16 protein-coding genes and 2 pseudogenes are annotated in these 21015 nt (G+C 70.3%); 4 read left to right on the top strand and 14 right to left on the bottom strand.

Annotation, left to right across the window (positions count from 1 at the left end):
• The first annotated feature begins 150 nt into the window (after positions 1-150).
• Positions 151-1860, top strand: a complete 1710-nt coding sequence (locus ACFXKZ_RS35060; RefSeq protein WP_380006023.1) for a hypothetical protein — start codon at positions 151-153, stop codon at positions 1858-1860.
• Between the two features lie 619 nt (positions 1861-2479).
• Here the strand turns inward: ACFXKZ_RS35060 and ACFXKZ_RS35055 are convergent.
• Entirely contained in the window at positions 2480-2971 is a 492-nt protein-coding gene (locus ACFXKZ_RS35055) for a winged helix-turn-helix transcriptional regulator (protein ID WP_380006021.1), read from the bottom strand.
• A 94-nt stretch (positions 2972-3065) separates the two neighbouring features.
• On the opposite strand from ACFXKZ_RS35055, the gene ACFXKZ_RS35050 reads away from it, so the two are divergent.
• Together ACFXKZ_RS35050 and ACFXKZ_RS35045 are read left to right on the top strand one after the other, a co-directional pair.
• Entirely contained in the window at positions 3066-3563 is a 498-nt protein-coding gene (locus tag ACFXKZ_RS35050; protein ID WP_380006019.1) for a hypothetical protein, read from the top strand.
• Positions 3564-4587: 1024 nt separating this feature from the next.
• The gene (locus ACFXKZ_RS35045) at positions 4588-5712 is read left to right on the top strand and encodes an NHL repeat-containing protein (protein ID WP_380006017.1); all 1125 of its coding nucleotides are present in this window, start codon (positions 4588-4590) and stop codon (positions 5710-5712) included.
• A gap of 94 nt (positions 5713-5806) precedes the next feature.
• Here ACFXKZ_RS35045 and ACFXKZ_RS35040 read toward each other — a convergent pair whose 3' ends face one another.
• Together ACFXKZ_RS35040 and ACFXKZ_RS35035 are read right to left on the bottom strand one after the other, a co-directional pair.
• Positions 5807-6397 (bottom strand): NIPSNAP family protein, encoded by a 591-nt coding sequence (locus ACFXKZ_RS35040; protein ID WP_380006015.1) that lies wholly within the window; start codon positions 6395-6397, stop codon positions 5807-5809.
• Positions 6394-6861, bottom strand: coding sequence for a hypothetical protein (locus ACFXKZ_RS35035; protein ID WP_380006013.1), 468 nt, complete (start codon positions 6859-6861; stop codon positions 6394-6396). Before ACFXKZ_RS35035 ends, ACFXKZ_RS35040 begins: the two co-directional genes overlap by 4 nt.
• Positions 6862-6917: 56 nt before the next feature.
• Here ACFXKZ_RS35035 and ACFXKZ_RS35030 point away from each other — a divergent pair, with 56 nt between their 5' ends.
• A complete protein-coding gene (locus tag ACFXKZ_RS35030; protein WP_380006011.1) occupies positions 6918-7844 on the top strand; it encodes a helix-turn-helix transcriptional regulator in 927 nt (308 codons plus the stop codon).
• 208 nt (positions 7845-8052) lie between these two features.
• On the opposite strand, the gene ACFXKZ_RS35025 is transcribed toward ACFXKZ_RS35030, so the two are convergent.
• The 11 genes and pseudogenes from ACFXKZ_RS35025 to speB all read right to left on the bottom strand — a co-directional run bounded on the left by ACFXKZ_RS35025 (position 8053) and on the right by speB (position 20749).
• Positions 8053-8940 (bottom strand): hypothetical protein, encoded by an 888-nt coding sequence (locus ACFXKZ_RS35025; protein WP_380006009.1) that lies wholly within the window; start codon positions 8938-8940, stop codon positions 8053-8055.
• A gap of 178 nt (positions 8941-9118) precedes the next feature.
• Complete coding sequence (locus ACFXKZ_RS35020; RefSeq protein WP_380006007.1) at positions 9119-9874, bottom strand: ribosome-inactivating family protein; 756 nt, start codon at positions 9872-9874, stop codon at positions 9119-9121.
• Positions 9875-10447: 573 nt separating this feature from the next.
• Positions 10448-10666 carry a hypothetical protein gene (locus tag ACFXKZ_RS35015; protein ID WP_380006005.1) on the bottom strand — a complete coding sequence of 73 codons (219 nt, stop codon included), beginning with the start codon at positions 10664-10666 and terminating at the stop codon, positions 10448-10450.
• 1022 nt (positions 10667-11688) lie between these two features.
• Positions 11689-12510 (bottom strand): LPXTG cell wall anchor domain-containing protein, encoded by an 822-nt coding sequence (locus ACFXKZ_RS35010; RefSeq protein ID WP_380006003.1) that lies wholly within the window; start codon positions 12508-12510, stop codon positions 11689-11691.
• A 606-nt stretch (positions 12511-13116) separates the two neighbouring features.
• Complete coding sequence (locus ACFXKZ_RS35005; RefSeq protein WP_380006117.1) at positions 13117-14748, bottom strand: phytoene desaturase family protein; 1632 nt, start codon at positions 14746-14748, stop codon at positions 13117-13119.
• Positions 14745-15236, bottom strand: coding sequence for an SRPBCC family protein (locus ACFXKZ_RS35000; protein ID WP_380006115.1), 492 nt, complete (start codon positions 15234-15236; stop codon positions 14745-14747). The genes ACFXKZ_RS35005 and ACFXKZ_RS35000 overlap by 4 nt, the downstream gene beginning before the upstream one ends.
• A 259-nt stretch (positions 15237-15495) precedes the next feature.
• Positions 15496-15726: pseudogene (locus ACFXKZ_RS34995) on the bottom strand (S16 family serine protease); the annotation flags it as partial.
• Between the two features lie 412 nt (positions 15727-16138).
• Complete coding sequence (locus ACFXKZ_RS34990) at positions 16139-16477, bottom strand: hypothetical protein (protein WP_380006001.1); 339 nt, start codon at positions 16475-16477, stop codon at positions 16139-16141.
• A 378-nt stretch (positions 16478-16855) separates the two neighbouring features.
• Positions 16856-18247, bottom strand: a complete 1392-nt coding sequence (locus ACFXKZ_RS34985) for a hypothetical protein (RefSeq protein WP_380005999.1) — start codon at positions 18245-18247, stop codon at positions 16856-16858.
• Between the two features lie 932 nt (positions 18248-19179).
• A pseudogene (locus tag ACFXKZ_RS34980) lies at positions 19180-19486 on the bottom strand (MFS transporter); the annotation flags it as partial.
• 195 nt (positions 19487-19681) lie between these two features.
• Positions 19682-20749 carry an agmatinase gene (speB, locus tag ACFXKZ_RS34975; protein ID WP_380005997.1) on the bottom strand — a complete coding sequence of 356 codons (1068 nt, stop codon included), beginning with the start codon at positions 20747-20749 and terminating at the stop codon, positions 19682-19684.
• Positions 20750-21015: the final 266 nt, after the last annotated feature.

Genomic DNA, 21015 nt, shown 5'->3' with positions numbered 1-21015 from the left:
TCCTGTTGCCGGGTCGCGCTCCACGCCCCGCCACGAGGCCGCGGATCGGTCCGAACCGCCGGGCCTCATGGGCCTGTCGCCGACCACGTCCGCGCCCACCCGAATCGTCCGAGCGCGGCACCCGAACCGTCCGAGACCTCGGGAGAACCGTTGACCAACCACACCTCCGCCGTCCCGGCCACCCCCCTGTTCGTCATCGAGTACCCCGAGGACGGGGTCGCGACCGTGGACGGCACGCCGGTCTACGTCCCCGAGGGGGCGGAAGCCCGTCACGCCGCCATCGACGAGGTCCGCTTCACGGCGTCCCTCCTCGACCGGCCCGTCCGCGCGATCGACATCGATCCGGACGGCACCCGCTATCCCCTGCTCATCGACCCGGACGGGACGCTCACGTTCTTGGCCGAGCCCCATCCCGATCCCGACCCGGACGTCCCCGACGAGGAGACACCCAGCCCGTCGAGCGAGGAGGACGCGGCACCGACCGACGACCACGACGGTGCCTTCCGCGAGTGGTGGGCCGGTGTCGACGAGGACGACGCACACGGGCAGGCGCCCGACGAGCACACCGGGGACGAGCACACCGGCGACGAGCACACGGGCGACGAGCACGGCGGGCACGAGCGCGACCCACACGGGATGGCGGACCTACCCGGATCCGCCCCGCGGCCGGCCGAGGGCCCACCCGCGCCCGTGCCCGCGCGACCGGATCGCGCTCGGCGGCGGGCCCCGCGTTCCGGCCGCCGCGTAGCGCCGGCCGCGGTCGGCCTCGCGGTCGCCGCGGCGGTCACGGTCGTCGCGTTTCTCGTCTGGCCGGACGACGAGTCCGCCGAATCCCGGACGAGCACGACCTCGCGTGCCGAACCCGCCGCGGTCGCCGCTCCGGCCGGCTGGCGACAGACGTCCGCGTGGTCGCGGTCGATCGCACCGCCGGGAGCCGGTCGGCCGAGCGTGGCGACGCTCGGGGGTGTGCTCGCCATCCTCACACCGGACCGTCGAGTCGCGCTGCTCGATCCGCACGACGGCGCGGTCGTTCAGGTCGGCGAGCCGCTGCCGGCGGGCAACGTCGCGCTGCACGCGACCGGTGACCCGACCGCGCCGGCCCTCGTCGCCGAGACCGAGGGGCGGCTCCTGGTGTGGTCCCCACTGCGCGCTCCCCAATCGTCGCGTCCGCCCACCACCGTCGAGTTCGCGCCCGGCGCCCGCGTCAGCTACGCCGGTGCTCTCCCCCTGGTGACCGGGCCCGATGGATCGGCCGCCGTGCTGCGCGGCGATGCCCTCGTTCCGGTCCGGTTGTCTCCCGGAACCGTGGCGATGGCCGCCGATACGGCGCACGTGCTCGCGGGACGCGCCGTCGGACCCTGGGAGTTGGTCGGCTTCGACGGACGGACACACGTGGTGGCTCCGCTGCCACCGCGCCCCGGCGCGCGCATGCTGCGCGTGGCCGGCGCCGGGCACGGAGTGGTCGCCGCCGTGTGGTCCGGCCCCGCGGACGGCAGCGAGACACTCGCCGTGCACGACTCCTCCTCCGGCCGGGTACTCGTCGGCGCCGACGCCCCCGCCGGATCCCTGTCGGGCGCCTGGATCCACGCGGACGGCAGTCCCCTTGCCGCGTTGGGACCGGTCGTCGTCGATCTCGCCCAGGGACGTGCATCGGTCACGCCGGGCGTCGTCGCCCGCTCCGTCGCCGGCGACCGGGTGTACGGCACGCGCGACCTCCGCCCCGTCGCGGTGTCGTCGGCCGGCGTCGTCACGATGCCGGACCGGGCCGCCGTGCCCTGGGGCATCAGCGCCGGCCGCGCGATCCTGCTCACCGGCGACGGGGACCGAGCGGTCCTGCACGCCGTGGATCCGACCCCGTGACCGAACCCGGCGGGCGCGTCCGTGGCCGCGGGCCGGGAACCGTCGAGGCGCGCCGACGCGGAGCGGGCCCGCCGCGAGCCAGGAACACGTGAACGTGCTCACGGCGGGCCTGTGCGTGCCATCCGCCCACTCGCCCGGTCGGCGGAACCGGCTTCTGGCTCCACCGTTGCCGCGGCCCGGTCGGCGACGGCAGATCGAGCAGGCGGGGGAGGGCGGCCACCACAGGCATGGCGTGGTCGGGCAGGTGGTGGGATGCCCGGCCGGCCGCCGCGCAACGAAGTCGGTCAAGTCCCGCTCGACGCTCACCGGCAGCTGCCCGAGCGCGGAGGCGGACAGCTCGATCACCGGGCCGGCACGAGTCAGCCGGACATACCGACAGCACAACATCTCGGAAAACTCTCCCGAAGAAGTGCCGGTTCGTCGGCGCCGGGCGACGGCGAACAACGTCGGGGCCCCTACGCCACGACGAACTCGTCCCCGCTGACCCGCAGCCCCCTCGAACGCACGGGGAGGTCGTCGAACCGGACGCGGCCTACGCGTTTGGCTGCGGACACCGTCCCGCCCGACATCCCGGTGGGGCCGGTGTCGGCGTGTTCCGGGACAGAACGATCCTGGGATCTCAGGAGCTTTCCACGAAGCGCGCGCCCGGCCCGGGCGTGCGGCAGACGTCTTCCGGGGCGAGGTGGCTGTGCCCCGCAGCGCACTGGAGGACGATCTCGACCGGCTCGTCGCAGGAGTTTTCATCGTCGAGGGGCCGGTGCCGGACGATGACCGACGGACCCTGCGGGTCGGCGAGGTACGTGTCGCCCCATTCCAGGAGCGCCACGAGCGTGGGACGCAACGCCCGGCCCTGCTCGGTGAGTTCGTAGGCGAAGCGCTGTCGATCCCCGGGCTCCTGATAGGGCACGCGGCGCATCACTCCCGCGATCACCAAGGTCTCGAGCCGAGTCGCCAGGAGATTTCGGGCGATCCCGAGGCGGGAGTGGAACTCGCCGAACCGGCGCGCGCCGTCCAGCGCTTCACGAACGATCAGCAGGGACCAACGCTCGCCCACCACCGAGAGGGCACGCGCCACCGAGCAGTTCATCGGGTCGATTCGCCGCGTCTCCATGTGACGAGTGTACCCATCTGGGTTTACAAGTCTTACTCAGCTCTCGTAGGCTCCGGCCTGAGTTCAAAAACTAAACTCATCAAGGAGAGCAGCCATGCCCATGCTCGACGTGTACATTCCCGACGGCGCGCTCCAGCCGGACGCCGAGGCGGCCCTGCTGAAGCGCATCACCGAGATCCTCGTCCGCAACGAGGGATTCGACCCCGCCGACCCGGTGAGCCGTTCCGTCTCCTGGCTCTGGCTGCACCGACCGGCCGGCGTCTACGTCGGCGGAGAACCCGCGGACGCACCTCGCTACAAGGTCGTCCCCTCCGTCCCCGAGGGCCAGCTCGACGAGCACAAGCGTGCGAGCGTCATCGCCGAGGTCACCGAGGCAATCCTCGACGCGGAGAACGGCGCCTGGCCGCGCGACGCCGGCCGGATCTGGGTATTCCCCACCGAGATCCCCGAGGGCCACTGGGGCGGCTGGGGCCGGATCAGGCCGCTCGCAACGATCCTCGCCCGACTCACCGGCGACGACACCAAGCGAGCCCGTGCGCTCGCGCGTACGCGAATCGCTGCCACCCGAGCCGAACACGCCCGCCTGCCCTGACGAGTGGCGGATCATGCTGCCCTGCTCTTTGTGGGCGGCGTGGTCGATGCCGTCGAGGTGAAGTACGCGCGGCCCAGTCGCCGACGCGGCTGCCCTTCTTCGTGGTCGGGTGCGGGGAGAAGTGATCGCCGCGACGACGGTCCTGGCCGGCGCCGACGAGGACTTCGCTTCGGCCGTCCGCGACGGTGAACGGCGCGGCGAAATCGGTTCGCCTCGCAGTCGCGCCGGGCGTTGGCGTCGGGGCCGGAGCAGGGTTCGTCGGTCGGTGCCCGCAGGGTGCACGGGCAGGAGACCGGCGGCAAACGGGTCGGCGTCGGCGATCTCCCAGACAAAGTCCGGCGCACGTCCCCACGGCTCGTCCATGGGATCGCTCGCGCTCTCGGCCACCTTCTTCGGCCTGGTCCGAAGACGCCCCGTTCCCGAACGCTCCTTGTCGGGAGGGGAGTTCGACATCATCGGTGCGCTGACGAACCGCCCCGCACCCCGCACGGCGGTCTTCGCGAGGAGCGAGGCGGGGTACGTGGCGCGAGTACGAACGCGAACACGACGCGCACAGGCCCCCGGGAGACGTCCCCCGAGCACCCGACCCTCGTCGGGCCCGACCCGCACCGAACGCGCGGCACCCGTGGACCGCGGCAGGTCGTGCACGTCGATCACGACCGGGCCATCGGCCAGGTGGTCCAGCGACGCCCGATGGCGCTCGTCCGACGCGGACAGCGGTCCACGACCGCCTGACGAACACAAAACCCGGTCGACCCCGTGTTCACCCGTATGGAGCAGTCGGGAGGGTGCGCCGGCGCGCTCCCCGGAAGTATGGGGCGTGGCGGAGGACGTCGGCCGGCAAGCCCGCGCCGTCCTCCCCATTCGCCCGGCGCCCGGCCACGCCCCGCCGCCGAGCGTCCAGTCCGAACCCGTCGTCGGCCCCGCCGTCGCCCGCTCGCCACAGGGCATCCGCGGATCGATCCCGGCTTTCGGCCGGCGGCTCACCGCCACGCCAGGCACGGAAGACGGAAGGCTGAAGACGATGACTGTCCTCGAACGCTCCGCAGACGTTGTTCCGCAGACCATCTCCACGTTCGCGGGCACGGGAGCATCGGGTTTCTCCGGTGATCAAGGACCCGCGACCTCCGCGAAGTTGTACCGCCCGAGCTACATGGTGCGGGGCGAGAAAGGATGCCTGTACCTGTGTGACTCCGAGAACCACCGGGTGCGGAAGATCGCGACCGACGGAACGATCTTCACGGTCGCCGGTACCGGTATGGCCGGATCGACCGGCGACGGCGGCCATGCCACGTCGGCTCGACTGAACAGCCCTTCCGGGCTCGAATCGGATGACGCGGGCAACCTCTACATCGCCGAGTACAGAGGTCACCGGGTGCGCAAGGTCTCCACCGACGGGAGGATCTCCACGGTGGCCGGCACCGGGCAGGCCGGTCACAGCGGAGACGAGGGCTCCGCCACCTCTGCTCGACTCAACAGCCCCGTGGGTCTGGCGCTCGGGGCGGGCGAGCTGTACATCGCCTGCCGCGGCGGCCACAAGGTGCGCAAGGTCTCCACCGACCACAGGATCTCCACCGTGGCGGGCACCGGCAGGGGCGGATACTCCAGCGACGGCGGTCCCGCCACATCCGCCCGGCTGAGCGACCCACACGGGGTGGCGCTCGACGACGCCGGCAACCTGTACATCGCCGAACTCCGCAACCACCGGGTGCGCAAGGTCTCCACCGACCACAGGATCTCCACGGTGGCCGGCACCGGGCAGGACGGGCACTCCGGTGACGGAGGACCCGCCACCTCCGCACAACTGAGCGGTCCGACCGGCCTGGCACTGGACCGCGCGGGCAACCTCTACATCGTGGAGTGCTGGAGCCACCGCATCCGAAAGGTCGCCGACGACGGCACGATCTCCACCGTGGCGGGCACCGGCACGGGCGGCTACTCCGGCGACGGCGGCCCCGCCACCTCGGCACAGCTCCGCAACCCACTGGCGGCGGTACTGTCCGAGGAGCAGACACTGTTCGTCACCTGCAGCGGCAATCACGGCGTGCGAGCCATCGCCCTGATGCCGCCAGGCCGATCACCACACCGGCGGCGCTCACCCGCACCCCCGGGCCCACACTCGCAGGCACCGAGTTCCGCGAACCTTTGACGGCGAAGGGCATCGGCGTGGCCGGGCATGCCCTGGGAGGCCATGAGGCATGACTGCGAGGTACCCGGGGCCGGTACTTCCTCGACGAGTTCGCTCACATGTCGGATCGGCCGCCCGTGCTCGTGCGGTTCCGCGACCGGGCGGTCACGGGTTCCAGCCGTAGACGTCGGGCCGGCCATGTTGGGGGCTCCGCCGGGCCGAACCAGACCCGGACGTCTTCTCCGGCGCGGACCGGCAGCGCGGGGTAGTCGTTCTCGGCGTGCTCGGTGCGGTGCAGCGCGTGCTCGGGGCCGAGGTGCCGGACGGCGTACGCGTCGAAGGCAGCCGCGTCGGGCGGGTGGCAGACGGTCGCGGCCACCTCGCGGGTACCGGGTTGCGGCAGGTAACCCGGCCCCCGCAACAGCAGCACGTCGTCGGAGTCGATCATGGTGGCGTTGGCCGCGTCGCGGTGCCGTCGCCACACCGGGCCCGTGTAGAACGCCTCCAGCGAGCGTCGCCGGCGGGTCAGGTCGGGGAACGCGCGAATCCAGACGAAGCGGTCCGGGTCGTCCAGGTCGCGGAATCGGCCGCCGACGGTGATCCCGACCGCCTCCTGGCCGGTCACGAACTCGCGCTCGAACAGTTCGATCAACGTCTCCCTCGCACCGGGCCGCAGGGTGTACTGCCGAAATTCGACGATGCTCATGCGCCGGTCCCCTCGGTGCGGGTGAATTCCATGATCCAGTTGAGCTCCCAGGTGCGGCCGTCGTCGGCGGAGAACTCCTGCTCCCAGCGGGCGGCATCCGGGCCGAGGCGCCACCAGGTGAAGTGCACGCGGATCGGGCGGCCGTCGTGGGTGTCCTCGCCGTGGAAGTCGCCACGGTCGCCGCTGAAGCCGCCGACGACCGGCGGATCCAGTCGGCCCGTTCGGCTGTCGGCCCAGTGGATCGACCAGCGCTCCGTCGTGCGGTCGAACAGTCGCAGGGTCATGCCCTGTCGACCGAGGGTGGGGAAAGTGATCTCGTCGATGTTGCCGGCACCCCCGAACAGCGGCCGTGCCGTGGCATGACCGGGGAACTCCTCCCAGATGTCGGGGCCCGGGTCGAGCGGGTTGGCGAGGCGGCGGTTGCTCACGTCCCAACAACCGTGCAGGAAGTCGAAATGGTCCATGCGCCGCAGGTTAGGGGCGCTCTCCTGACATCCACTGTCAGTGGATACTGGGCGACATGCGTGCGAGTCGGTTGGTCACCCTGCTCCTGCTGTTGCAAAACCGCGGCCGGATGACGGCCGGGCAACTGGCCGAGGAGTTGGAGGTTTCCGTCCGCACGATCTACCGGGACGTCGAAGCGCTCGGCGCCGCCGGTATTCCGCTGTACGGCGCCGCCGGACACGCGGGCGGCTACCGGTTGATCGGCGGCTACCGAACCCGGCTCACCGGGCTGACGGCGGAGGAGGCACAGGCCGCGTTCCTCGCCGCGCTCCCGGGGGCCGCCGCCGAACTCGGCCTCGGCGCAGCCCTGGCCACCGCCCGACTCAAGTTGCGGGCCGCCCTCCCCGCGGAGTTGCGTGAGCAGGCCGAGCGGATCCAGGAACGATTCCTGCTCGACGCCCCCGGCTGGTACGACCCCGTCGACCGGGTGCCGCACCTGGCCGCGGTCGCCACCGCGGTGTGGGCGCGGCGGGCGGTGATACTGCGTTACCGGCGCTGGCGAGCACCGGAGGAGATCGAGCGGCGGGTGGAGCCTTACGGGCTCGTCCTCAAGGCCGGCCGCTGGTACCTGGTGGCCGCCGGGCCGTCCGGGATCCGCACGTATCGGATCGACCAGATCCTCGAACTCCGGTCGCTGGAGGATGAGTTCACCGTTGACGGGTTCGACCTGGCCGGATACTGGAACGGCTACCTGGCCGACTTCCGCACCCGACTGCACACCGGACAAGCCCTGGTACGGCTCACCCCACGAGGCGCGCGCCACCTGGGCGTGACACCCACGGGCAACGGATGGACGCAGACCCGGGTGCCCATCGAGTCGATCGACCAGGCCCACGGAGAGTTCCTGCGACTGGGCACGGACATCGAAGTCCTCGCCCCTGCCGTCCTCCGCGACCGCATCGCCGCGACGATACGGACCTTGAGCGCCCGCTACGAGAGCTGACGCACGCGCGGCATGATCCGCACGGCGCGCGCGTCCCCCACGCCGGCGGGGTCGTCGACCTGCCGCTGAACCTGCACCGGGTCTGCCTGAGACGCTGCGCGAGCGCGAACGCGAGTTGTCCTCCTCGACGGCACCGTCGCCGAGTGCGACCGGAGGGCCGAGACGGTCCGCCGGAAGGCCCGGCGGACCGTCATGAGGTGCCGCGCGGCTATTTGGTGGTGTCCGAGATGAAGAGTCGGGCGAATCTCTCGATCTGTCGACGGGTCTCGACGGTCCCGTTCTGCGGGCCAAAATAGAACGGCCTCGGCAAAACAAAATCGGGGTTGTTGTTCCGCAGGATTTCCCGCTCTTCATACATGTAGTGAGAGAAGGACACCGTGTTTGCTTGGAGTTCCCGGGTTTGCGATGTGTAGACCCGGGCCTCGCTGCCGTCGAGCGGCAGAGCCATGGCGTTGCCCGCCCGGTCGCGCCAACTCGTATAACGTACGCCTTCGCTATAGGCGGCGGACAAGGCGTTCATGGCGTCCGCGACGATCCGGCGGAAACGGGAGTTCTGTTCGTAAGGGATGATGTCGTAGAGACGACCTGCCTCATGAAGGAAGTCCGAGGCATCGTAGGCTTCCTGGGGACTGCCACCGGTCAGTGAGATTTCACGATTCCAGTCCGCGTACGAGCCGGTTATCGCCGCCTCCACCGCGCGACCGCCGATGCTTGAGGCGAAGTGCCGCATCTCCGAGATGACGATCGGATTCGCGTCCATGAAATAATAGACGACGTTTGTCCGTGTCATGAATCCTGCGATGTAGAGTGAGTGCGGATTGATGAACAGCACTCCTACACGTTGATTCGCCACGTTGCGGATGTCGAGTGCGATCAATCCGCCGTTGTAGGTCTGGGTTTCACTCAAAGAACCAGCAATAGGGTGACCCGCTACGCGACGTATCTCGTCTATCGTGTCGTAATATATCTGCCTGCCGTCCTGGCCGGTGCTCTGCAGTGTGATGATATGGGTGGTGATCCACGTTATCGTGCCGGGCCGGACGTCCGCAGAGGACGGTTGGATGGTGGCCCCCAGAAAGGTGAGAGCGGCCATCATGCAGGCGAGTGCGCGGAGCACGGTTTTTCTGGTGCGGATTCCTGACATCATTATTGTGCAGACTCCGGATCCGGTCTGGTGGGATTCCTGGGCGGACGGCTGGTGAACGGGGACGGAGGGCAGCCGCTTCCGGCCGGAGGGGGCTTCCCCTGCGCCACCGGGATGGCACCGCACCGCCCTAGCCATCTTTGCCCTTGATGGTCCTGACGTACGTGCGCACGTCCTGCCAGGTGTGCAGCGTTGTGTCGAGTCCTGGGATATAGCGCGGCGAAGTGCTCGGGTTTTCGGTAATGGCGTGGGCGAAGTTCGATACATCCTGCCAGGACGATCTCAGTCGCAGAGCCTCGTTGTCGAGATACTGATGGTTGCTGCTGCCGTCCAGTGCTGCGGAAAACTCGTCGCGGTAGTGGGGGAAGCGAGCGGCTTCGGAGAATGCCGCCATGAATTTGAACATCGCCAGGGAGACCTGCTGACGCATTGTTCCATTCGCACTCTGGCGGTCGACGACACCACCCAGGGTGTATGCGGTGGAACGCATGTCGTATACGTCCGTCCGGGTCGGCTCCGCCGATACATTCTTGCGGAGGTCGGCGTACGTTCCCGCCATTCCCAGGACGGCCGGGTCGACACCGCCGTCGTTACGCCGCACCTCGTCTGCCACATTTCGGGGGGTATCCGAGAAAACGTAGGAGTTTCCGTTCCTCGCTCGGAAGCCTGCCGTGTACAGGTTCTGCGGATTCAGATACAGCCAACACAGCGGGTCGCCGTGAGCGGAGTTCAGCTGTATGACGACGAGTCCCGCCGTGCTCGCTTTCCCCATTGTTTCGTAGACGTCACCCCTGTAGACGTGCCCCGCAGCTTTCCGTAGTTCCGTGACGGCTGTCTGATATCTGTCTGTGTTGTATGCGTCCGGCAGTTCGTCGTCCAGTGTCATGACGACATACCTGGTCGTGTGGTCGGGGGTGTCCGCGCCGGCGGACTGTACGGGGGCGCTCAGTGAAAGCGCGAGGGCTCCCAGGCAAAGCACTACCGCGTGGCGGCGCCGGTAACGGCGCGGCCGAGTATTCGATGTCATCGCTGCTTGCTCCATGCTCCAGTCGACGGGGAAAGGCGTCCGGCAAGCACAGGGAGGTGTTCGTCGCATCATTCGCCTCCGAGGCGCAACTGCGGTTCACGGAGCCGGGCTCGAACCCTCCCTTGATGGGCGAACCGAGAATCTGCGTGCCGGCTTTATCCAAGTGACCGTGCAGGGTGCCTACTTGTGACAGGCAACGTGAGCGCCGGGCGAAGTGTGTCGTCTGGCCGCGTACGAGTGAGCGGGCCCGGGGCCACTTCCCGGATGCCGTCGGCGGCCCTTCGTGCGCCGCACGAGGTGGGTCGTCGACTCGTCGACGGACTCGAAGTCCGCATGGCTGTTGGGCAACGAGGCGGAGAACGAACGTGGAAACGATGATTCCGGGGAGCCGTGTGCGGGCTCCCGGAGCCGGTGTGTGGCGGGGGCGGGTGTTCAGGGGTGTCCGGCGCGGGGGCCGGGGACGGGGGTGGGCCTGCCGGCTCCGGGTGGGCGTGTGCGGGGCCCGGGGCCGGTGTTCGCCGGTGTGGCCGGGGTTTCCCAGGGCAGTTCGCGTCCGGCCGCGATCCATTCGTTCGACAGAGCGTCGAACACCGGGGTGTCCTGGCGGTCTTGGGCGGGGGTGGGTTCGGGGCGTGCGTGGAGGTTGCTCATGCACGGTCCAACGAGTGGTCCGCGTCGCGGGTTTGGTGCCGTCTCGTTTGGAGTGTGCGAAGGCGGGAGGCGGGGCGTCGCCAGACGGTTGCCCATCGCGTCGGCGAAGGTCACCGGGAACGTCCATCCCGATCCGGGGGCGGCTGCGGGTCGCTCCACAGTCGTGCCTGGGCGACCGGCGCCGTCAACGCGTCGACGTCGCCGTTCCAGCGTGGATCGCTGTGCCTCGTGCCCGTGCCGGTGCCCCCGCCGGCGCCGGTCCCCGCTCCCCGAACGATCACAGGCGAGTCGCATGCGGGCAAACAGAGCGGGCGATTTCGATCACGAATCGTCACGCTTCGACGTCGGCTTCAGCCACTTCGGCTTACGGCTGTTTCCCGGCCGGACGGCGTCCTGCGCCGTTCGAGTGGTGACGCGTCGTTCGTGTGCCCGGTCGACGCGTGGGTGGTACCTCTGGAATGGCTTCTTCGGCGGAAAGGGGAGACCCGTGTCCGATGTCGCCGCCTCACCGGCGGAGAATTCACGAATGGTTGTCACCGTGTACCAGGTCGGCCCGGACGGCACCAGGCTCGTACGCGGTTCCCGTGTCCACTGCGGTACCGCACCGCCCATTCTCGTCTTTCCCCAGGAACCACCCTGTCGGTGCTCGAACGGTTGCCGCTACCCCGCCGATGGCGGGGAGCCGGACACGCCCGGCTCGGCCGGTGCCTGATCCGTCGCAGGCGCGAGAGGTCGGGTTCCGAACCCGGTTTCCGTGGGGCTCGGAGACTTCGCCCGCAGCCCAGCGGGCCCCATCAACACGTCGGCGTGCGGGTACGCAGACCGGCCGATGCCGGAGCTCGCGTCCCCCGGCGTGCGGAGCGCGGTGATCACCGACGGCACCGGTCTCCGGCAACATGCCTCCGGAGACCGGTGCCACGCGGGACCCGCGTCAACCGAGAGCGTCGATCGGTGTCGCGCGTTCCATCGGACGGCCTGCACCCGGCGCCGATGTCGGGCGCCGGGCGTTACTCACCGTCGGGTCAGGCCGCGGCGCCGCGGTTGCCACGGCGGCGGCTGACGTAGAACAGACCGCCGCCGAGTACCAGCACCCCGCCGGCGGACGCGCCGATGATGGCCGTGCCGTTGCTGTCGCCGCCCGTCTCGGCCAACTTCGTCCCCGGAGCCGCGGTCGAGGTGACCGGTGTGGCCGTGGTCGGAGCCGAACCGGTCGACGGCGCGGACGTGGCGGGCGGAGGAGTCGTCGGCGGCTTGGAGGTGGCCGGGGTGGAAGGCGTCGGCGTGCCGGTGCACTTGTCGTTCGTGCCGCCGTTCCACCCGCCGAGCAGGTTGTCCATGTAGACGTCGTCGTAGTGCGGCAGCGGGTACTGGCCGCCGTCGTACTTCTTGTGGTTCCCGAGCAGGTCGTACTGGACGAAGCACGGCACCGGGTACTTGGTGGCGTCGAACGTCACCGCCTTGTTCTGCTTGGTGATCGTGTCGGTCTGCCAACCGATGAACTTCTGCGTGCCCGAGGTCGCCCAGTTCGGGCCCTGGGTCGAGTACGTCGACAGCTGGACCGGGTACTTGCAGCCCTGCTCGAGCAGAGACGCGAACTCGTCGCCGAGCTTGACCACGACCTTCTTGGGCCGCTCGGGCATCTGCTTGCTGCCGATGCCGGACTTCACGGGAGCGCCGTCGTTGACGGTGTAGACGAACGAGGTGTCGGTGACCTTGGTGCACTGCGGCGCCTGCGAATCCCCGGTCGCGTGCGCGGTGCCGGCGCCCACGAGCGGAAGCGCCGCGAAGGCGAGCGCGCCGACGAGTGCGGCGCTCCGAACCTTCTTGTTGACTGACTGTGACACGGTTTGAGCTCCCCGAATTGTAATGAGCGAGGCCCCGGGGCCGACGTGATCGATCCGGACGGACACGGTCGTGTCGTAGGGCCTACGCGGCGAAATACTGCCGACAACGGATACCTCGACCAAGCCCGATCGCGCTCCGAAATGATCATCTGTGCTTCGCTTTCGATGCATATGGAGAGTTGTTGTTACAAGGTCATGGCATTAATGCACCCTGTGGACCTGCCGCGGAACGCGGCGATACCCGACGTGTATCGCCGATTATCAATACGTGAGCACATTCGCCCCCGACCGTGACGGAGGATGACGGATTCGACACGGGAATGGAACTTTCCTCGCTCGATCGCCGGCGCCGGCCCGCCCGTCACCCGGTCGAGCGCAACGCCTGGCCGCCCGAAGGCGGTTGGTCCGCGCAAAATGGATGTCCGGGTACGCCGTGAAGGCGTCGGATCGGGCCGTGGAGGACGGGCAACGCCTGCCCCCCACCGACTCCGAGACCTCGCCTTCGGGTCGGAGCCGCGGCTTCTCCTGGTGAGGGTGCGGGCAACCACTGCGGGTCCGCCGTCGACGAGGTGATGTTCCTCCGCGCGACCCGGCTCCGCGGCGTGATCACCGCGTTCTCCCGCCGGGATCGTCGACCCCGGTCGATGGTCGGCCGACGATGCGGGTGAGTGCGCAGCGGTCGGCGTTCAGGGCGGCTCGGGCGGCGTTCGCGCCGCATGCTCCGTGTACGCCGCCGCCGGGGTGGGCGGAGGAGGAGGCCAGGTACAGCCGGCGGATCGGCGTGCGGGCGCGGCCGGTGCCGGGGACGGGGCGGAAGACGAACTGCTGGTGAGGCGCGGCGGACCCGCCGTTGAGGGCACCGCCGACCAGGCTTTCGTTCGCCGCTTCCAGAGCGAACGGGGAATGGATGCGCCGTGCGGTGATCCGGGCGCGGAATCCCGGTGCGAACGTTTCGATCCGCCGTTCGACGCGGTCGGCGTACTCCTGCGTTTCCGCGGTGTCCCAGCGTCCGGTCAGACGCCCGCCCAGGTCCTCGGTCACGTGTCGGGGAACGTGCGTGTACGCCCATGCCGACTCCGTTCCCGTGGGGGAGCGGGTGGGGTCGGTGGTGGTCATCTGTCCCAGGAGCAGGAACGCGCGTGAAGGCAGTCGCCCGGAGCTCACCTGCACGGCGTAGTCGGAGAGTTCCGTGAGATCGGCGGCCACGTGTACGGTGCCGGCCTCGGCCGCTCCGGCCGCGGTCCACGGGATCGGCCCATTCAGTGCCCAATCGACCTTGAATGTCCCCGGGTCCCAGGCGAATCGGCGCACGTCGTCGCGCAGCCGGGTGGGCAGATCGTCCCAGCCGACGAGGCCGCCGTACAACGTCGGCGCGGGAACGTCGGCGAGCACGGCCCTGCGCGCCCGTACCGCGCTGCCGTCCTCGGTGCGCACGCCCAGCGCGGTGCCGCCGCGCACCACCACCGTCGTCACCCGCGTCCCGCACCGCACGACGCCCCCCTTCGTGGTCAGGCGCCGGACCAGGGCGTCGGCCAGCGCGCCGGCGCCGCCCATCGGCGCGGGCCAGCCGTACTGCTGCCCGAGCATGGCCAGGAGCCACCCGAACGCCGCGCTCGGGGCCGCCTCCGGCAACAGATCGGCGTGCAGGGCACAACCCGCCAACAACATGACGGCGCCGGCATCGGAGAACTCCTCCTCGCCCAGCCTGCGCACCGGAAGGGCCAGCATGCGCGCGAACCGCAACCCGTCCGCCACACCCAGCCGCGCCGCGAGCGCCAGACCGGATCGGACCGGGGGAAACGGGGTGAGCAGCGCGTTCACCACATGCGGATCCAGACGTTCCCACAGCGTGGACAGTCGCCGCCACGCGTCGGCGTCGGAGCCGGCGAAGTCGGCCGCCAGTCCCGCGGCGGTGGCATCGACACCGCGCCGCAGCACCGCGCACCGGCCGTCACCGAGTGGATGCGCCAGGACCGCCGGGGCGTGGCTCCAGCGCAGCCCGAACTCGTGCAGGTCCAGCGCGGTGATCGCCGGCGAGGCCGCCGCGAGGGGGTGGAAGGAACTGAACGTGTCGCTCACGAAGTCCGGATGCACCCCGCGGTCGCTGTGGAGCGCGCCACCGGGCACCGCGCGGGCCTCCAACACCTCGACTCGCCATCCCCGGTCCGCGAGGATGTTGGCGGCCACGAGGCCGTTCGGCCCGGCCCCGATCACCACGGCGTCGGCGTCGTGGGTCATCCGCTGTTCCCGTTGGCGGCCTTCGAGGCCGAGGCTCCGCGTTCGGAGGCGACCTGCGGCTCCTTCTCCACCACCCGAGCGAGGTTGCGCAACATCCGGCGGTTGCGCAGATGCAACAGGGCCTCGCCCGGCGGGCCGTGCAAACGCGCGGCCGGACCACGCAGCGGATGCTCGTCCACCATGACCAGGGTCGCGGTGTCCCAGGGCAGGAGCTCGATGCCGATGCGGGCGGTTCCGAAGGGGGAGGCCACGGCCTCCAACTCCAGACGCTCGCCCGGCACGCACAACCGCACGATGCACTCGTCCCGGAACGTAAGGGGCCCGAGCCCGACCGCGTAGACCAGGTGAGCGCCGGGACGCGGCCACGTATCGTCGAACCTTTCGACGTGCCGGGTGCCCACGACCCACTCCGCGTACCGCCGGGCATCCGCGAGCACGCTCCACACGCGGGCGGGATCCGCGTCGATCAACTGCTGCCTTCGTGCCATACCCGGCGACTACCCGGCCCTGCCGACCGTATCCGGACGGCCGGGGTCGAGCGCCACCGCCCGGCCGGGCCGCGGTCCTCGTACCGATGGCCGGATCGACGCGGCACCGGCGCCGGCCGGCTGCTCGGCACGACGCGACGTGGCCTCCCGTCCTGAGCGCGTTCAACGCGTCGACCGCGCCGGACGGCGTCTCCACCGGGACGAGTCGCAGTCCGCCACTGCCCGCCCGCTCCGCTTCGCCGCACCCGGCCTTCGGAAGGACGAACACGGTTGCGTGGTCCCGTTTCGCGGCCAGGAGCTTCATCGGCAGACCACCGATCCTGCCGACCCGGCCGTCGGCGTCCATCGAGCCTGTGCCGGCGATGGTGCGTCCGCCGGTGAGGTCCTGCTCGGACAGTTTGTCCACGATCCCCAGGGCGAGAAACAACCCGGCGCTCGGCCCACCGACCTTGCCGGTGTGAAAAGCGGGCTTCGCCTGCTCGGTCGACATACCGAGGTACGTGAGAGCCGCGGCCGTGGCATCGTCCTGTGCCTTCTTCATGCCCCGAAGGTTGGTTTCGACGACCTGCTCGACCGATTTCCCGTCGGGATAGACCGACTCCTTCGGCACGACCGCGGACACCCGGAGAACAAGCTTGGAACGAGCCACGCCCGATCCGGCGGATCAACGTCGGACGGGCCACGCCCGGTTCGGTGTACCAGGCCGACGCGATATCCGTTTCGGGTGCGAAAGGGCCCGTGCAGGAGCCGTAGTCGGGCTGTCGCGTCGCCGATTGCGGGAGTCGGCGTTGCCGACCACGATGGCCGGTCCGACCGGGCTCGGCATGTTGTGGCAGGCGTTGGCGCCGTCGTTCAAAGGGCCGGCTCCGACCGGCGAACGCCACCTCGATTGCCACGAGGGATCAGGGGTTCGGCGGATTGCCTGGGGGCCGTGGTGGCGGTTCGGTGGCCGCGGACTCGGCGGCGTCCTGGATCCGGATGGCCTCGGTGATCGCGGCGGTGCGCTCCTGGGGGCTCAGGGAACCGGCGGCGTTCTCCAGTGCGGTGAAGTGGCGACGGCGATCCGCGCAGCGACTCCGGGTATTGATCCACGCGGTACACGCCGGGATGGCGGCGGCCAGGATCCACAGGACGGCCAGGAGGAAGAAGCCGATGGCTATCCACCTGGGCACGCCGACGAGCGCGGCGAGCAGAGAGCCGGCTCCGAGGGTGAGGGGAGAGAAGGGGTTGGGGGCCTGCACTGCGCGACCTTTCGGGTGGGACGGTTTCACCACTGATCCGGTCGGCCGGCTTTTCCGGCGGTCGCGGAGGCGGGTATGGCGGTTGTCGGAGCGTGTCGCGGAGCGGCTCGCGCGGGAGGTGCCCGCGGTTCGACCTCCCGGCCCCGTAGTCGTCGGGGAGTGGGCTGCTCCGTCGGCTCGGGCATCGCCTGGCCGGTCGCCTGTGGAGACGACGCCCCGATCCCCCGTGAGCGGGCTTTGTGCATTCCTCCGGACGCGCGGCGCGCGTGCGGGATTCCGTGGGGAACAACCCCAATCCGGCGCTCGGGCGCCGGGGTTGCCTTTTCTGCTGCCTGTCCGGTTGCCATACCTACTGCGTTTCCTGTGGCCTCACTGTTGTCATTCCTCTTGCCTCACCTGCTGCCGGACGACGTGTCTCCGGAACATGTGACCAGGAGGAACGCATCGCCCGGCGGGGTGGCGGCGCCGACTCTCCCTCCGGGGCGTCGTCCGGGCGCGATGGCACCTTCGCCCTCCACCTACCGGCGGAACCCGCCACGTGCCCGCTTCGATCCTGCCGGCGTCGGTCGCCGCCGAGGTCGCTGCCGTGCGCGTCGATGCTGTCGTTTCGCACGTCCGCGCCGGGCCTGCCTCTCCCGGCGCTCGCGGCCGGTCCCGCCACGGCGTCGCCGGTTCGTCGTGGGCGTCGATTCCGGCCCGGAGCAGGTGGTGGGTCTCGGCTGTCGCACGGGCCCGGTGGGGGAGTTCGGGGTTTGCGCCGGTGTCGGCCCGGTCGGCCCCGGCGCGCACGGCCAGGGGCCCGGCGACGATCCGTGCGCGGGTGCGGCCGGCGGTGTGCAGGCGGGCGTTCGCCTTCGTGGCGCGCTCGCATGCGTCGTGCTCGGTCCCGTCGGCGTGAACCGCGTACCGCCGCGCTCTCAAGATCAGCGGTCGGGCGCGCATTCCGGCCGAGGCTTCGGCGCGTTCGTGGAGTTCGTGGGTTGCGAGGGGCTCGGGCCGAACGTGGGCGATCCGGTCGGCGCGGGCGGCGACGGCGCGCGCCGAATGGTCGGCGTCGCAGTTCGGCCCCCGGGATGTGGTGATCCACGCCCGGGTCGGGATCGGGCCGTCCGCGCCGTCGCGGCGCCACCGGATCCGCACGTCCCGGGTCGGGTCCCGGGCGGGGATGTTGCCCCGGTAGCCGTCGAGGACGTCGGGGCCACGCGCCCATGCGTTGCGGCGCACGCGGACGTCGTCCCCGGGCGGCTCGCGGTACGGGCGGGCGAGGAAGTGGACGTCGGCGACGCGGGCTTGCCGGTGCGGGTCTCGACCGCCGGCGGCGATCGTGTGCCGATTGCCGTTCCTTGCCCGGGCCCTGTTTACGGCGAACGGGTACACGTGGCGACGCGGTTCGGCGGGCGGGGCCTCGTTGTCGCCGTCCCGCCGCCCGGCCGGCTGGAGCATCGCGCAGCCGAGCAGGTCGGAGGCGGCTCGGCGTTCGTCGAGGTCGCTGCCGCGAAGGGAGCCGGGCATCGCGTACGCGCAGGTGTCCCGCGAGCGGGCGACGTCGAAGTCCATGTTCCCGACGGTGACCTGCCCCCCGGGGTGCCGGTGTGCCTCGGCCGCCGCGGCGCAGCGGTACACCGCGTTCATATCGATCCCGGCCACGGCGATCCCGGTCACGTCGGCGACCGCGCGCATCGTGTCGACGAAGGCGTGGGCGGGGAGTTCGCGGCGCGGATGCGATTCCTGTTCGCCGGCGGCCGGTCGCTCGCCGGTTCGGGGCCGCAACCGACGCCCAGAGCTGGTGCCTTGCCGCGATCGGCGTCGGTGAGCGGCAGCGTGCCGGGCTCGACCCCGACCCCGTTCGGATCGTCGCAGACGCGTTCGGGAGGCTGCTCGACGGCGGGGTGGACGTCGACCCCGCGGCAGCGGGTCGTGACCCAGCGGTATCCGGTCCGCGCGTGTGCGGCGAGCTTGGTCACCGCCCGCCCCGCCCGGCAACGCCCCGGCGCACCGGCAGCGTTGGACTTGGCGAAACGAATCGGAGATGTCCGGGATCCCGCTCGACGACGACCATGATCAGGAGCGTGCCGCCGACATGAGGCGTCGGCGGTCGTCGAACGCGGGACGGCTGCCGACAGGCCGGGGCGCGGGGACGTTCGGGTGGTGGGAGGATGGTCGCAGAGGTGATCTGCACGGACGAGTCGAGCGCGCGACCGCGAAGTCCGAGTCGCCTCGTCGAGGTACGCGGCGGGGGAAACTTTCGGACAGGGCAGCGGCAGCGCCGATAACCCGTGAGACACCACGTGTTTCGGGGCGTCGAACTCCTTCGTGTGGCCGGAACATCCAGTGTCGGACAGCCGGCCGGCAGGCCATGTGGGCATGGCTTGCTTCGCTTTCTGTTGCTCGGCGGGTGGGTTGGTGCACGTGTCGCGCCCCCGGTTCGCTCCGATCGTGTGAGTCATCGGACCGGGCGTGCGATGGGAGGACTTCGGTGTGGCCGAATATGGCGCCACACCTATGGGCTACCCATCGGGTTGGTTTGAATGCTCGGAGTAGCGGCGTGATCGAAGCGTTCGGCCCACTACGATCCGAAGGCACGCCGCAAGTGCCCGCCCTCGCGCGCCCTGCGGGAGCGCGCACGCCCCTGTACGGATCGTTCGGGAACGCGCCCCCGGCCGGCGTCGGTTGCTCCGGCACGGACGCGGACTCGTGGGTCGTGGGATTCCGGCGGAGGTGAATTCGTCGGTCATCGTCGAGCCGGCACCACTGCCGATGACCGACATGAGCACGGACGTGCCCAGGGCGCCGCCGATCTGCAGGGCGGTGGCCCGCAAGGCCACCGGCCACGCCGCCGTCCTGGACGGGTGCGTTGCCGACGATCGCGTCCGAGGACGCAGCCATGACCATGCCGGTACCGAGGCCGAGCGCGACGAACGGCGGCCACATCACCGTGTATGAGGAAGCCGGTCCCGCGAGCGCTCCACCCGCGCAGGCGGCCCGCCCGGAGGGTTGCGTCCACGTCGGATCCGTGGCGTTCCGGACGCATCCGATCGCCTCGGACGTCCGGGCCCGGGTTGTGGCAGTGCGGCGTGGGCGGCGGCCGGCTCTCCCGGCTGGGACTCGGCCACACTACGACCGTTGTTCGACCAGGCGTCCGCGACCCTGCAGTTGAGGACCTACCCGAGGCAGGACCGGCCGCGCAAGGACTTGCACACCGGTTCACCCCCGCGTCGTCCTGCGGTGCCGGCGGTTCGAGTCGCGGTGGACGGTGTCGTACTGCTCGAGGAGGGGGCGGCCACGGTCCCACGATTCCAAGTGGCCGTCCTTCTCGGCCTGTCGGCGGGCGATGCCGGACAGTGCTTCGAGGACGATGCGGCTGCCGAGCATCGCGGTGATGTCGGCGTGGTCGTGGCCGGGGGCGACCTCGACGATCTCGGCGCCGACGATGGGCAGTTCGTAGGCCAGGCGGCGCACCGCGTCCAGGAGTTGGCGGGAGGTCAGGCCACCGGGCTCCGGAGTCCCGGTTCCGGGGGCCATTCCCGGGTCGACGACATCGACGTCCACCGAGAGATAGACGCCGTCGCAGTCGTCCAGTGCCGTGCGGGACGCCTCGGCAAGGCAGGTCTCCAGGCCACGTTCGACGATCTCGGTCATCTCGTACGAGCGCATGCCCTGTTCGGCCATCCACTCCAGAGTCTCGGGGCCGGGCCAGTAGCCTCGCAGGCCCAACTGCAGGAAACGGTCGCTGCGGGCCGCGCCGGATTCGAGGAGTCGGCGCATCGGCTGGCCGTGGGCGATGAGGGACCCGTGGCAGATGTCGCCGGTGTCGGCGTGGGCGTCGAAGTGCACGACCGAGACCCGGCCCCAGCCGACCGCACGTGCCACGCCGGTGACGTTCGGGAGGGCGATGGAGTGGTCGCCGCCGAGTACGAGGGGAATCCTGCCGGCGGCCGAGACGGTGTTCACCGCCTGCTCCAACGCGGCATGTGCCTCTTGCGCGTTGCCGCTGAACATAATCACGTCGCCGGCGTCCTTGACGCGCAGGTCGAGAAGTCCGTCCACACCCAGCGCGAGGGAGGGCCGGCTGCCCTCGTGTTCGAGGTAGCAGGCCTGCCGGATGGCCTTGGGTCCGAACCGGGCGCCCGAACGGTACGAGGTACCGCCGTCGTAGGGCGCGCCGAGAATGACCACCTGGGCGTCATCCCACGTCGAGGGTTCCTCCAGGTCGCACGGCGGGACGCCCAGGAAAGTGACGTCGGGGCCGTACATCGCGCCGAAGCGGGTCATCGAGAGTCCTTTGCATCACGCGGAACCGGCCGCTGGGTCAACTGTCGCGGTGCGGCGCAATACGGATACTCGGCGAACGGGTTCGTTGCCGGGCGAAGACGTTCGCGGAAGCGAGTACACATGCGCCGGGGCTGCCTCCCCGCCGCGGACGCCGCCGCACCGGCTTAAATCCTCACAGCCTTGCGCTACTACAGGTATGGACGAGCTTTCGACGGCACTCCATATGGTCTATGGAAGGCTGCGCGACACCTGCCCGGGTGATGCGG

Source organism: Embleya sp. NPDC059237, from assembly GCF_042754105.1.
Taxonomy (GTDB): domain Bacteria; phylum Actinomycetota; class Actinomycetes; order Streptomycetales; family Streptomycetaceae; genus Embleya.
The sequence above is the reverse complement of the archived record's forward strand: the minus strand, read 5'-3'. Positions and strand labels throughout refer to the sequence as shown.

Excerpts from the sequence above, each read along its gene's own strand:
- ACFXKZ_RS35055 (WP_380006021.1), bottom strand. The coding sequence starts at position 2,971 with ATGGAGACGCGGCGAATCGACCCGATGAACTGCTCGGTGGCGCGTGCC.
- ACFXKZ_RS35050 (WP_380006019.1), top strand. The coding sequence starts at position 3,066 with ATGCCCATGCTCGACGTGTACATTCCCGACGGCGCGCTCCAGCCGGAC.
- ACFXKZ_RS35045 (WP_380006017.1), top strand. The coding sequence starts at position 4,588 with ATGACTGTCCTCGAACGCTCCGCAGACGTTGTTCCGCAGACCATCTCC.
- ACFXKZ_RS35040 (WP_380006015.1), bottom strand. The coding sequence starts at position 6,397 with ATGAGCATCGTCGAATTTCGGCAGTACACCCTGCGGCCCGGTGCGAGG.
- ACFXKZ_RS35035 (WP_380006013.1), bottom strand. The coding sequence starts at position 6,861 with ATGGACCATTTCGACTTCCTGCACGGTTGTTGGGACGTGAGCAACCGC.
- ACFXKZ_RS35030 (WP_380006011.1), top strand. The coding sequence starts at position 6,918 with ATGCGTGCGAGTCGGTTGGTCACCCTGCTCCTGCTGTTGCAAAACCGC.
- ACFXKZ_RS35025 (WP_380006009.1), bottom strand. The coding sequence starts at position 8,940 with ATGATGGCCGCTCTCACCTTTCTGGGGGCCACCATCCAACCGTCCTCT.
- ACFXKZ_RS35020 (WP_380006007.1), bottom strand. The coding sequence starts at position 9,874 with ATGACACTGGACGACGAACTGCCGGACGCATACAACACAGACAGATAT.
- ACFXKZ_RS35015 (WP_380006005.1), bottom strand. The coding sequence starts at position 10,666 with ATGAGCAACCTCCACGCACGCCCCGAACCCACCCCCGCCCAAGACCGC.
- ACFXKZ_RS35005 (WP_380006117.1), bottom strand. The coding sequence starts at position 14,748 with ATGACCCACGACGCCGACGCCGTGGTGATCGGGGCCGGGCCGAACGGC.
- ACFXKZ_RS35000 (WP_380006115.1), bottom strand. The coding sequence starts at position 15,236 with ATGGCACGAAGGCAGCAGTTGATCGACGCGGATCCCGCCCGCGTGTGG.
- speB (WP_380005997.1), bottom strand. The coding sequence starts at position 20,749 with ATGACCCGCTTCGGCGCGATGTACGGCCCCGACGTCACTTTCCTGGGC.